Source organism: Bacillus sp. SD075 (genome assembly GCF_017355165.1).
In the GTDB taxonomy this organism is placed as follows: Bacteria; Bacillota; Bacilli; order Bacillales; family DSM-1321; genus Peribacillus.
In genome coordinates, this window is the sequence record NZ_JADILK010000005.1 from 83,167 (window position 1) to 96,614 (window position 13,448).

At 40.4% G+C, this 13,448-nt stretch carries 13 protein-coding genes and 1 pseudogene; 2 read left to right on the plus strand and 12 right to left on the minus strand.

From position 1 onward, the window contains the following. Positions 1 to 229 precede the first annotated feature (229 nt). Together IOC57_RS06030 and IOC57_RS06035 are read left to right on the plus strand one after the other, a co-directional pair. A pseudogene (locus IOC57_RS06030) lies at positions 230 to 1,848 on the plus strand (acetolactate synthase large subunit). Between the two features lie 26 nt (positions 1,849 to 1,874). Further along, positions 1,875 to 3,308, plus strand: coding sequence for an aldehyde dehydrogenase family protein (locus IOC57_RS06035; protein ID WP_207437855.1), 1,434 nt, complete (start codon positions 1,875 to 1,877; stop codon positions 3,306 to 3,308). A gap of 205 nt (positions 3,309 to 3,513) precedes the next feature. Here the strand turns inward: IOC57_RS06035 and IOC57_RS06040 are convergent, their stop codons facing one another. The 12 genes from IOC57_RS06040 to IOC57_RS06095 form a co-directional block, all read right to left on the minus strand. Further along, complete coding sequence (locus tag IOC57_RS06040; protein WP_207437856.1) at positions 3,514 to 3,915, minus strand: YybH family protein; 402 nt, start codon at positions 3,913 to 3,915, stop codon at positions 3,514 to 3,516. Positions 3,916 to 4,072: 157 nt separating this feature from the next. After that, a complete protein-coding gene (locus IOC57_RS06045) occupies positions 4,073 to 4,879 on the minus strand; it encodes a sugar phosphate isomerase/epimerase family protein (RefSeq protein ID WP_207437857.1) in 807 nt (268 codons plus the stop codon). A gap of 31 nt (positions 4,880 to 4,910) precedes the next feature. Beyond that, a complete protein-coding gene (locus IOC57_RS06050) occupies positions 4,911 to 6,251 on the minus strand; it encodes an MFS transporter (protein WP_207437858.1) in 1,341 nt (446 codons plus the stop codon). A gap of 236 nt (positions 6,252 to 6,487) precedes the next feature. Then, the gene (locus IOC57_RS06055; protein WP_207437859.1) at positions 6,488 to 6,811 is read right to left on the minus strand and encodes a hypothetical protein; all 324 of its coding nucleotides are present in this window, start codon (positions 6,809 to 6,811) and stop codon (positions 6,488 to 6,490) included. Positions 6,812 to 7,020: 209 nt separating this feature from the next. Then, positions 7,021 to 7,833, minus strand: coding sequence for a dioxygenase family protein (locus tag IOC57_RS06060; protein WP_207437860.1), 813 nt, complete (start codon positions 7,831 to 7,833; stop codon positions 7,021 to 7,023). Positions 7,834 to 7,860: 27 nt separating this feature from the next. Then, on the minus strand, positions 7,861 to 9,054 hold the full coding sequence (locus tag IOC57_RS06065) for a thiolase family protein (RefSeq protein WP_207437861.1): 1,194 nt from the start codon (positions 9,052 to 9,054) through the stop codon (positions 7,861 to 7,863). Positions 9,055 to 9,058: 4 nt separating this feature from the next. Further along, complete coding sequence (locus tag IOC57_RS06070) at positions 9,059 to 9,397, minus strand: DUF3870 domain-containing protein (RefSeq protein WP_207437862.1); 339 nt, start codon at positions 9,395 to 9,397, stop codon at positions 9,059 to 9,061. Between the two features lie 76 nt (positions 9,398 to 9,473). Beyond that, positions 9,474 to 10,589, minus strand: coding sequence for a muconate cycloisomerase family protein (locus IOC57_RS06075; RefSeq protein ID WP_207437863.1), 1,116 nt, complete (start codon positions 10,587 to 10,589; stop codon positions 9,474 to 9,476). Positions 10,590 to 10,609: 20 nt separating this feature from the next. Then, entirely contained in the window at positions 10,610 to 11,242 is a 633-nt protein-coding gene (locus tag IOC57_RS06080; protein WP_207437864.1) for a 3-oxoacid CoA-transferase subunit B, read from the minus strand. Next, positions 11,235 to 11,924, minus strand: a complete 690-nt coding sequence (locus tag IOC57_RS06085; RefSeq protein WP_207437865.1) for a CoA transferase subunit A — start codon at positions 11,922 to 11,924, stop codon at positions 11,235 to 11,237. Before IOC57_RS06085 ends, IOC57_RS06080 begins: the two co-directional genes overlap by 8 nt. Positions 11,925 to 11,945: 21 nt before the next feature. Continuing rightward, complete coding sequence (locus IOC57_RS06090) at positions 11,946 to 12,665, minus strand: carboxymuconolactone decarboxylase family protein (protein WP_207437866.1); 720 nt, start codon at positions 12,663 to 12,665, stop codon at positions 11,946 to 11,948. A 14-nt stretch (positions 12,666 to 12,679) separates the two neighbouring features. Continuing rightward, entirely contained in the window at positions 12,680 to 13,366 is a 687-nt protein-coding gene (locus tag IOC57_RS06095) for a cyclase family protein (RefSeq protein WP_207437867.1), read from the minus strand. Positions 13,367 to 13,448 lie beyond the last annotated feature (82 nt).

Genomic DNA, 13,448 nt, shown 5'->3' on the forward strand with positions numbered 1-13,448 from the left:
GACAACAAGTGCAACAGTAAAAAGAGATGATAATTAATCGACTTGCACTATCCATCTTATCCTTCCTAGTTAAGAATATTGAGGTTCATTTACTGAATTCCTGTAACAGAGTGGCAAATGTTCGAAATGGTTTTAATATACGCAAGTACATAATTTCCAGTAGGCGAAGCCAACATATAGGTAAAGAATTTGAAATGATCGAGGAGGAAATATTTTGAAGGCATCTGATTTGTTTGTAAGATGTTTAGAGAATGAAGGGGTTCAGTATATTTTCGGGATACCTGGTGAGGAAAATACAGATCTTATTGATTCTCTAATAAGCCTGATATTAAATTTATCTTGGTTCATCATGAACAAGCTGCCGCTTTTATGGCAGACATCTATGGCCGTCTGACTGGAAAGCCCGGTGTCTGTTTAGGCACATTGGGACCGGGTGCAACCAATTTATTGACAGGGATAGGTAGTGCTTATCTGGATTATTCCCCTGTTGTCGCGATTACAGGTCAGGCGGGCCTTGATCGAATTCATAAGGAGTCGCATCAATATGTGGACATTATTGGGGTTTTTAAGGAAGTAACGAAATGGAATCAACAAATTAAGGTGCCGCATACGATTCCGGAAATTATCCGTAAAGCATTTAAGACTGCAGTCATAGAAAAGCCGGGAGCTGTTCATATAGAACTCCCGGAAGATGTGGCGATGATGGATACAGAAGGTGAACCTCTTCCGGTTACACCAATGCCTAGATCCCGCCCTGCCGGGGAAGAAATCAAAAAAGCCGTCGAATTAATAAATGACGCTAAAAAACCTATTATTCTAGCTGGTAATGGCGTAGTCCGCGATGGAGCTGCTGAGTCCTTACGGAAATTTGCTGAAGAGAAGCAAATTCCCGTTGTGAACTCGTTCATGGCCAAAGGAGTTTTACCTTCTAACCACCCATTGACTCTTTTTACAGTAGGGATACAAGCAAGGGATTATGTTCTATGCGGGTTTGATTTGGCCGACCTTATTATCACCGTCGGCTATGATTTCGTCGAGTATTTGCCAAAGTATTGGAACGATGAGGCAAGGAATCCGATTGTTCATATTGATGCTCGGCCGGCTGAGATTGATGCTTATTACCCCGTTCAAGCTGAATTGGTCGGGAACGTTACGGAGGCACTTGAAGCCTTGACCCCTGGTGTAGCAAAAAAAGAGCTTTGGCCGGAAGTGAATAAGTTAAGGTCTCAAATCATTGAAAAATTTCATTCTTCTGATGACGTATCAGGAAGCCCTATCATCCCCCAGCGAATTATCGCCGATTTGAAAAGGGCGGAAAAGGGTAATGCCATTGTCATATCTGATGTGGGTGCCCATAAACTATGGATTGCCCGGATGTATCAGCCGGAAATGCCTAATCACACGATCATTTCTAATGGTTTCGCATCGATGGGAATTGCCATTCCCGGTGCAATTGCAGCCAAAATGGCAAAACCTGATAAACCTGTCATTGCGGTTACAGGGGATGGTGGATTTCTGATGAATGGGGTTGAATTGGCAACTGCAAAGCGTCTAGGACTTGCCTTCGTGATAGTCATTTTCCATGATTCAAAATACGGCCTAATTGAGTGGAAGCAATTGAATAAATTTGATCGTACGAATGCTATTGAATTTACAGACCCAGACTTTTTAGGGTTCGCAAAAAGTTTTGGGGTTAAAGGAGTGAAGGTTACCCACTCCGATGAATTGCTTCATGCATTAGAAGAAGCGATTTCAAGTCAGGAAATTGTCTTGATTGATGTGGATGTCGATTATTCGGAAAATGTTAAGCTCTCGAAAACACTAGGTGATTATATTTGTAAAATATAAAGGCAGATATTAATGGAGGGATTCAGATGAAGAAAAAGTGGCAATTGTGGATTGGTGGTAAATGGCGGGAGGCTAAATCATATGAGCCATTATATAATCCCCAATCAAACGAAGAAATTGCACAAATCGGACAGGCTGAACCAGTGGATGCCATTGAAGCCATCGTTGAGGCAAATTCAGCTTTTCAGAAATATCGATCCTACCCGGCTCATGCACGAGCAGAAATTTTATTTAAAGCTGCTGCAATCATGGAAGAACGCAGTGAAGAACTTGCGAAAATCATTTCTCTGGAGGCGGCCAAAACGATTCGTAATTCCCGTGAAGAAATGAATCGTACGGTTCAGACCTATCGTTTTGCTGCAGAAGCGTCCAAGAACAATTATGGGGAACAAATCCCGATGGATGCGGCAGTGGGCGGGATAAACCGTTTTGGCTTCACGGTTCGCACCCCGATTGGTGTCGTTACTGCGATTACTCCATTTAACTTTCCGTTTAATCTGGTCGCCCATAAAGTCGGTCCAGCGCTTGCAGCTGGAAATTCGATTGTGTTAAAACCTGCCGAACAAACCCCGTTGAGTGCACTGGTTCTTGCCGATATTTTTAAAGAAGCAGGGTTGCCAGATGGAGTATTGAATATCATACCGGGCAAAGGGGATGTTTTAAGTGAAGCCTTGACGACCCATCCACATGTAAAAAAAGTGACTTTCACTGGCAGTGTAGAGGTCGGACACCTTATCCAGCAGCAGGCAGGCTTCCGTAAGCTTACCCTTGAACTCGGATCCAATTCGCCGTTCATCATTGATGAAGGAGTCGACATCGATAAAATTATTCAAAGAAGTGTGATGGGTTCATTTACGAATAATGGGCAGGTGTGTATCTCGATTCAACGAATTTATGTTCACAAATCACTATACGAACAATTTTTAGATCGATTCGTAAGTACAACAAAACAGCTTGTCATCGGTCCCCCACTGGATGAAAATACAAATATTACAGCGGTTATTTCAAAAAAATCATTGGAACGGTTACAAAGTTGGATTGAAGAGGCAGTACAGGAAGGAGCAAAAGTTGAGTGCGGCGGTACAGTGGAGGGCAATGTACTTTTTCCTACCGTCTTAACCAATGTAAATCGTGACTCAAAGGTATTTCGTTTCGAAGTATTCGGTCCAATTGTCTGCATTTTCCCATTCGATACGCTAGATGATGCCATCAATGATGCGAATGATTCGCGTTACGGATTGAACTCAGGAGTGATGACACCAAGTATAGAACGAGCTTTTTATGCGGCGGAACGGTTGGAAACAGGTGGAGTCGTAATCAATGATATCCCAACTTATCGGATTGATAATATGCCTTATGGTGGATGGAAGGACAGCGGTGTTGGTCGGGAAGGCGTCAAATATGCGATGCATGAAATGATGGAGCAGAAATTTATCAGCTTTAAAATAAGCGACAATTGAACATAGGGAAAATTATAAACCCGTAGTATATAGGACGGCGATATCTTAAAGATTTCGTCTTCTTGTCTTGTCGTGAATTAATGTTTTTACTATGTAGCATTTGTTCTTAATTATTAATGGGCTATCAAAATGCCTCATAGTTACATGATGGTGTAATCTAGTTGGGAAAAAATAAAAAGCCACCATATACGGCAGCTTTCACCAATCACTCCAATTCTTCAATTATTTCAGCACCATAAGAGTTGTCGATTATGCAGCGCCATATACCCGTGGAATCCTTTTTAAATACATATGTCGCGGTTCTTTCCATAGAGAATTCGGAATCGCCCTTTTGATTCGCACTTAACTGGGCTTTTGCCACAACCAATGCCGTATCACCCGTTTCGATTATTGCCATCTTTTCTTGATTGACGATTAAACTATGATTAAAGTATTCAGCGATAGCAATGAATGCCCGACGAATTTCATCTTTCCCATTTGCGAATGTTCCAGGTTTGACAACTAAAGTTGCATCCTCTGAATAGAACTTCATTAACTGCTCGAAATCCCCATTATTTATTGCCCTGTCCGCATTTTTTATGACTTGTTCCAGCTCATGATTCTGCATATTCACCCTCCTTTTCAGCTTCTCTTAATTAGACCCCTCTTTTACTAATTGATGTTCGACCGTCATGATGGGGTTTCCTGCCCATTAAGGGAAAAGAGTATGTTTTAACAAAAGTTGAATTCCCACCACTGAACTTCATCTAAATTACGCACAAGAATCAATATGTCAGTTGTCGTTTCCATTGTTCTAATGAGGCAAGCAAGTTAGGCATTCCTTCCTGACCGAAATATTCCAGGGAAACAAATCCTGTATAATTTCGCTTTCTCAATTCTTCGAGTAAGCGAATATTGTCGACATCCCCACTAAAAATGGGTGCTGGTTTGTTTTTATAACGCTCTTTATGATTGTAGTGATAATTTTTTAAATGTACATGGCTGACATGCGGGAAAATGGATTCCAATACCTCTTTAGGATTCAATTGATCAACGTATAAGTTAGCACCATCGAAAATCAGTTTTATCCGTGGATGGTCGATATCTTCTAAAAGCTTATGAATGGCTTCGAGGTTATCAGCGAAGGAGTCATAGTGAATTTCTATTGCTACATCCACTCCATAGAGATCCGCCATTTGCCCTAATTTATTTAATTCGGTTGCCGTTTCCGCCCATTGCTCTGGTGAGGCATTCCTTGATGCTATATGTCCTGCGAACGTCCGTATTAATGGGCAGTTTAATTGATGAGCCATATCTAACAATTTTCTTGCTTGATTGATTTCATTTTGATGTTCTTTTTGGTTCCAGAGTTTCGAAAAAGTCGTATATCCACTAATGGAAGGTATTTGTAAATCATTGGTTTCAAGTAATTCAGCTAATTTATCCAGTGGTCCGTGCTTCTCCTGAAATCGTTCTATATGTTTATTCCATAATTCAAGTCCTTTTACATCCCCTTGCAACGGAAGCAGCCATTTTATTATTTCCTCTATATCCCATTCTTTAAATCCTGTTGTGCATAAACTCAGTTTCAATGTGATTCCGCCCTTCTCTTTTTTATTTTTATCATTCAGTGATTTCAATACGCTGGACTTTTCCAAGTAGAAAGATATATGCAAAAGCGCCAATTAGGGCCACTACGGAAATGAAGGTTAGCGCTGTTGCATAAGAATGTGTCGCACTAATGATCAAACCGACGATTAACGGAGATAATGCCCCGCCAATGTTAGCTACAAAATATAGGGAAGAACCCGTTAGGCCCACCATCCCTTTCGGAGCAATATCAGCTAACAGGGCACCGGTCACCGTCGATGCCATCCCCTGCCCGAAAAATGCTATTGCCATAAAGGTGATGACTATGTTTGGTGAATCCGTATAATTTCCCCCGAGAATCAAACAAGAAAGTAACAATCCAACAATAATGGGGAGTTTCCGTGCCATTCCGGTTGATAATCCGCGTATTATCATCCAATCGGAACATCGCCCGCCAATCAGGGTTCCTAGTATCGCTACTATGTATGGAATACTTGCATAAATTCCGGTTTTTAACATCGTCATTCCCTTTTCATCAATCAAATAGGAGGGAAACCAAGTCATAAAGAAAAACAAAGTAGTTTGAATGGAAAATTGCCCGATGAACATTCCCCAAATTTGACGGTGTTTAAGCAGTTGGCCAATCCGTTTCCAGGAGAAAGGATGCTTATCTTCGGTACCGATCATCCCTCCACCTTCTTTGATATAGTTTAGCTCCTGCTGTGAAATACGATCATGTTCCCTTGGGTTCCGGTAGAATCCATACCAAACAAATCCAATAAGAATCCCTATAATTCCGGCGATATAAAAAAGGTAGTTCCATCCAAAGGTTATGATGATCCAAGTAAAAACTGGAGTCAGGAAGGCTAACCCAATATATTGGGTACCCGTATAAATCCCTACCGCAGTAGCACGTTCTTTTTTAGGAAACCACTCGGATACACACCAGGCATTAGTAGGTATGGAGGGAGATTCAAAGGCACCCAGTCCTATGCGATATGTAATCAGTGACGATATACTTTTCGCGGTTCCTACCAAGAATGTAAATATAGACCAAAAAATGAGGGAAACCGTGTACACCTTTCTAGGACCAAATCTATCAAGGAAGTAGCCGCTAAATAGCATGGAGAAGGTATAACTCCAGCCAAATACGGAAAATATGATTCCCATTAAAGCCGGATCTATTTGTAAATCGGCTTGAATATTCGGAGCCGCAAGCGAAATGATGGCACGGTCGATGTAATTTATACAAGTGACTAAAGCAATTAGAAATAGGATAAACCATCGAACAGTTTTCTGTTTTCCTTTTTTTGATCTGCCCGTTACCAGTTCCGGTGTGCGGTCTTCTATTATTGCCTTTAATTCTGAGCTCAATATTTATCCCCCTAACCTAATGCCCAACATTAGTACATCGTTCTACTAAATTTATAAATGCTTGTATGTTCCCTGCAATTACTTACAATCTGAATTAATACTTTTAAGAGCAGTCCCTAGGAACGTTGATGGCACACCCCCTTGCTGCAACTTAGGTGATTGTTTTTTGAATGGTGAATCATTTCTTCAGATAGTTACAGTCTTCCCTGATTCTACAACTTCATTATCCTCCTTGACTACCCTGTCAAAAGATCCATATTTTTCTTGGACCAGAATATAATCGATCGATGCAATGATACTTGGCAGGGCAAATGTAGCAAAACCAACTTTGGATTCATGCCTGTTGACATCACCATGCCGCCGAATAAGGAATGACTGCCGACTTGCCCCCCTGCCTGACTGGAGGTTAAATCCCAATCTTCCAACATCCAAGGCAAACCCACACCATACTTCGCAAGATCATACCGTCGAAGGCGATGGCATATAAACATCAAAAAAACGAGTAGATGAAAGCGGTTAAATTTAGCAGTAATGATACCCGAAGCAACTACACCACGCATTTTCCGAGCTCCAAAATAGGAATCGGAAAAATCAGATAACGTAGATTGAAATAGTTCAACAAGCTATCTTTTTTATTTTTATTACCCACTTTGACACCAGTTAATACGGACTCCCCTATATATATAATTTTGAAAAGATTCGTAGGTACATATACAGAATGAACTACCCTATTTTTCGAGAATATTTGCCTGCCTATTCTTAGGGATGATTAGTTATTCACGACAGCTTTATCGAAAACAGGTTTATCTTGTAATCTGAGTTCAAAATCTAAATGAGCTGTATAATAATTATTTTTCAACCCTTTTTCTGCACCGGAATGTTTATCTAACTTCGTAATTAAGCTTCCACGAACACCTTGTGCAACATCATTTTCTAAATATTCATCTCCTTCAAAATAGATTTGTGTTACTAATCTATCTCCATTTTCCGGTTGGAACAATAGATGCAAATGAGCTGGACGAAATGAATGATGATCAATCCACTTTAAGAACTGACCAGAAGGCCCATCTGTTGGAATTGAATAATTCCCCGGTACAACTGTTTTAATTTCAAAATTACCATTCGCATCCGTATAAAAAACACCTCGTAAATTATCATCTGGAATACCTTCAGCGAAGTATGAGTATTCACCATTTGTATCAGCCTGCCACATATCGATTCTGGTATTTGCCAACGGATTTCCATCAATATCTTTCACTGATCCTGAAAAGAAAAGGGCGTCACCTGGTTCATTTTCGCGTTGTGGCAGCACTCCAGGATTTTGAACGACTGGCGTATTTTCAATGTAATATGGTCCTAGAATAGTAGGTTCAGTTCCTTTTACGCTTTTATACATTTCTTGAAGTGCATGAGTTTCAAAGAAAACATCCATAAACAACGGGATTTCCCCTGCCCTGCCTAATTGATCCATCCAATCAACAAGAGCTTGATAGTCATTATGATCAATTTCGTATTCACTAACTAATTCCTTGAATTTAACTACCAATCCATTATAAACGTCGATTACTTTTTGATTCTTCATTACAATTCCTCCAATTTTAATAAGTTTTTATATCTGTATATTTTCAATAATAGTAGTAATTCCCAATCCACCTGCTATACATAATGTGATAAGCCCATATCTTTTTCCGGTTCTATCTAGCTCATGCATCAATTTGGTTGCTAAAATGGCTCCAGTGGCACCAATTGGATGGCCCATGGCAATCGCACCGCCGTTAGGATTCACCTTATTCATATCAAGCTTCAATTCTTTGATTACTGCCAATGCTTGTGCAGAAAAGGCTTCGTTCAGTTCTATTAAATCAATATCATCCAGTTTCAACCCTGACATTTGAAGCGCTTTCAAGGTAGAGTTGACAGGCCCCATCCCCATAAAATTCGGTGATACGCCCGCAGCCGCTTGAGCAATAACTCTTGCTTTCGGCTTTTTACCACGCCTTTTCGCCACTTCTTCCGACATCAGTATCAGAGCGGATGCACCATCATTTCTTCCACTACTATTTCCCGCGGTTACCGTTCCATTTTTCTTAAAAACCGGTTTTAAACTAGCCAACTTTTCCAGACTGGTTTCTCTTGGGTGCTCATCCACATTAAAATCGATTACACCCTTTTTCGTTTTAATTTGATAGGGAACGATTTCTTTCGTAAATTTTTCAGTAGAAATTGCCCGCCTTGCATTTTCTTGGCTCCTTAAAGCAAATTCATCTTGTTCAGCCCTTGAAATGGAATATTTTTCAGCCAGATTTTCTGCTGTCATTCCCATCGTTAACATACCGTAATCTTCAATGGGCTGTGAACCTGGCTGGCTTTCCGTATTCGGGTCCAATAACTGTCCATTGCCTGATTTCAATCCAAAACGGATATCTCTCATATAGTATGGGGCCGTGCTCATTGATTCCGCTCCACCTGCAATGATAATTTCTCCATATCCGCATTGTATTTGCTGACTTGCAGAATTGATCGCCTGGATGCCTGAGCCGCATTGTCGGTGAACGGTATAACCTGGTACTTCCACAGGAAAACCTGCCCGGAGCGATGCTACTCTTGCCAAATTTGAAGCGTCTGAACTTTGTTTCGCTTGCCCCAATATCACTTCATCAATACTTTCTTTAGGAATATCCGCTCTCTTGATCACTTCATCAAGGACAGCAGCTGCCAGGAAATCGGCAGGAACATTTTCCAATGCTCCCCCTAATTTCCCTATAGCGGTGCGAACCGAGTCTATAATAACTACATTGCTCAATTTTCTACCCCCTGTTATTTTTATTTCTTTCTTCTAAACTATCCTTATATCTTTGGTGAGCTATTTTCAAGGCAACAATCACCGACTGCTGCGATGGAGCTAAAAAGTCCGTTTTAATATTCTCTATTAAGGAATCAATATCTTTACTAAAATCGAAACCAATTATCATTCGCTTAAAAAAATCCTGGGCCAAAGTTGTTAAAAACGTAAATTCTGCATTAATGATAATGTGACTTTCCTTGTGGATTTCAAGTACCATCCCAGCGTATTTATAATTTTCATACATGCTCGTATTTTGCGGTGCCTTCGCATAGGCGGTGATTAATAATGTTGGCTGTCCCATAAAAAACTACATCCTCTCAAGATTACTTGCATAAACTAGTGGGTGTTCCATAATCCCCCTTTCCAGTTTATATTAATTAAAGACCTCTTGAAAAATGTTTTACTTTTTCCAGATCTATCTCCATGCCAAATCCTGGGCCATCCGGAATGATTATTTCATAATTCTCATATTTAATTTGGTTTAGCGTAATATTTTCTTTGAAAAGTAATGGTCCAAATAATTCCGTACCGAATTCGAATTTTGGAATGGTTGAATAAAGTTGTGCACAAATGGCCGTTCCTAATGATGATTCAATCATCGTTCCCCCGTACAAACCAAAGCCTACACTTTCAGCAATTGCAGCCACCTTTTTCGTTTGGGTCATTCCACCATGTTTACATATTTTCAACGCGAAGGAATTACCTGCTCTATGTTTTGCTATTTGGAATGAATCTTGTAAAGTATTCAATGATTCATCGGCCATGATCGGAACCTTAAAACGATTGGTCAACCTTGACATCCCTTCATTATCCCAAGCTGGCAGCGGCTGTTCGACCATGGAAACCCCACCTTCCTGTAAAGCTTCTATGCAATAAGTAGCCGTAGTTTCATCCCATGCCTGATTAACATCAACCGTAATGCGTGCTTGATCTCCTACGGCTTCAATAATTTTCAATACATGCTCCACATTCTTATATGGGTTACCTTTGCCAATTTTCAATTTAAAGATATTATGACGTTTTTGGTGTAAGGATTCCTTCGCTTCTTCGATATCCTTATTCGTATCACCACTTGCCAATGTCCATGCCACCGGCAATGATTTATGAATTTGTCCACCGAATAATTCATAAGCAGGGATGTTCCTTCTTCTAGCTACTAAGTCCACCATAGCTGATTCAACGACAGCCTTCGCAAAATTATTCCCTCTTACATATAGTGAAACTTCATGCATGATTTTGTCATAATGGACGGGGTTTTTACCAATGATAAGTGGCGCGATATATGTATCAATATTCACTTTTATCGCCTCAGGCGTCCCCTCACCATATGAGGCCCCGCCTATTGTCGCCACCTCAGCCCAGCCTTCCGCTCCCTCTTCATCCATGACACGGGCAAGAATGATCGTTTGTTCCACGATCGTATGCATGGCAAGCTGATGGGGACGAATTGTGGGTAAATCAATAATGTATACATCAACTGAACGTATTTTCATTTAATCCACCTTTTTAAAATTTAATAGATAAAATCCGCTTCTGTTTTTGCTCTTACTTCTTCGATCGTTACACCGGGCATTAATTCTATCAGTGTCAACTGTTTCTCAATAATTTGAAAGACAGCCAACTCGGTGATGATCAAGTCAACGCTTCTGGTGGAAGTAATGGGGTAGGTACATTCATTTAAAATTTTACTTTTACCTTCCTTACTTGTATGTGTCATTGTCACGATCACTTTTTTGGCGCCAACCAACAGGTCCATCGCTCCTCCAACACCCATGATATTCTTGCCGGGTACCGCCCAATTTGCAATTTCCCCGGTTTGACCTACCTGCAAAACACCTAAGATAGCAACATCAATGTGTCCTCCACGGATCATTGCAAACGATTCTGCACTATTAAAGAATGATGCACCAATCGATTCCCCTACGGGTAACTTGCCTGCATTAACTAAATTGGGATCGATTTTATCTTCATCCACTTCTACAACCCCTAATAATCCATTTTCCGTATGAAAAAAAACATTTTCATCATCAATGTATTTTGCAACCAAGGTCGGAATCCCAATTCCAAGGTTCACTATACATGGACCCCTCAATTCTTTTGCCGCGCGTCTTGCTATCATATTTTGCATGAATTCTTTGTCACTCATAACCTTTGACACCTTCCTTCGTCAGGATTTTCTTTGCCTTCATAATTCCATCGACGAATAGATGCGGTGTTACAATCTCCTCTGGCGGGAGTTCTCCAGGTTCAACTATCTCATCCACTTCAGCAATTACGACATCTGCAGCTGTTGCCATTACCGGATTAAAGTTTCGAGCCGTTTTATAATAAACAAGATTACCGAGTGTATCTGCCTTCCATGCCCTGATCAAAGCTACATTTGCTCTTATGGCAGGTTCAAAAATATATGTAGCCCCATTTATTTCCCTTTCTTCTTTTCCTTTAGCTAAATCGGTCCCTACACTCGTTTTCGTATAGTAACCTCCTATGCCAGCACCGCCAGCACGAATGGATTCCGCTAATGTCCCCTGTGGCAATAGTTCTAATTCAATTTCACCACGTTGGTAAAACTCCCCAATTTCACGATTGCTTGTAAAATAAGAACCGATCGCTTTTCTTATTTTCTTCTGGCTTAGGAGAACTCCCAGACCTTTCCCTTTCTCGCCTAAATTGTTACTGATTACTGTCAAGCCTGCTACATCCTTTTTGGCCAAACCATCTATTAATGTAAGAGGGGCACCGATCAAGCCAAATCCACCTACCATCAATGTATGACCGTTCTTCACACAAGTTAAAGCTGCTTCTATATCTTGATGTACTTTTGCCATGTTTTCCCCACCAATCTCACGTTACTTATTTTCAATTAATGAATCACTTGCCTCAAACCAAGCAGGTATTCCAGCAGTCAATAAGCAAATCAGTCCCACTTCCGCTAATTGTTCTTCCGATGCTCCATTTGACCTTGCCGCCTCCATCCATTCCCCAACCTGTTCCCCTTTTAATTCTGTAATGAATATGCCTGTCATCAGGAGATGTTTTAGACTTTTTGAAACGACTGAATCACTTAATATATAATCTTTGAGGGAGTTTTGGTCTTCCGATTTAACCAGTTTCAAAACATTCGAGACGAATCCCGTCTCCTCATCACCTAATAGTTCAATCATATAAAGCAGGATTTCTTCTGCTGTTCCTTGATCGCCACTTATTTCGGGATATCGAATGCCTTTAAGTCTAAGGGCATACTCCAAAGACTTCATTCCTATTTTTAATGCTTCTGTTCCGTTATATAAGTAAGAAACAATGAAGTATTCCACCAGTTCCGGTATTGTTGCCCCGCCATCGATAGCCCCTTTGGTATGGTAAACCATACTCCGTTCATACAACCTCGCAGCATTCATGCCTACCAGTAATATATCTTTTTCCTTCTTCGTCAAGGCTCCCTCTTGCATGATGTTACTTCGTAAGTTGGTATAGTGATCAAGTGCATTGGGGCTATAATCGTGCATTTTTTGCACCCACCCTGGTACCACATCATAAACTTCTTTGAAATACAATAATCCCTCGCTCATCCGTCTGCACCTCTTTAAATTAATTGTGAATCAAGTATCGATAATGCCCTTATAGGTGAGGCTGTTGCATTTTTTAGTTTTAAAGGAATCCCGAAAAAAAGAAAACGAGAATGCTTAGGCAATTTTTCCAGATTCACTAGATTTTCAACGATATATATATCATTGTTCAGTAATTTTTGATGAATTCCAATTTCTGAATCTTGGTTCAAATCTGCATTTGGCAAATCCAACCCAATAATATGGATTTGCTTTTCAATTAACCAATGGGCCACACTATCATCTAATGCCTGAGCTTCGAAAAAGCCTTCTTCCCCCCATGATTTCCCCCAAGTCCTGATGAGGACAATATCGTCCTTTTCAACATATACTCCCTGCCTGCGTTCGGCCTCTTCAAGTAAATCTTTCGTAACAGGTTCATCTGTCGCTTTTAACATGCTTACATCCAGTATGAGGGCATCCCCAAACATATTCTTCAGATTGATGGTTTCAACCGACTCCCCGTTTTCTGAGTAATGTGAAGCCACATCCACATGTGTCCCACTATGGTCAGAAAAAGAAATCAACTTGGAACGGTAGCCTTTAGGAAGTGGATCATATTTCCCCTTATGTTCAAGAGGTTCATCTTTAATCCCTACTGCAGGTAAATCATTATTCGTAACTAAACCATCGTAAAGTTCCAATGTTAAATCAATGATTTTCAACGATAAAACCCCCAAATTCATTAAGCGTCTACATTATCACGACAAAAATGGCTACCCTAAACATTACTATCAATAATTGACA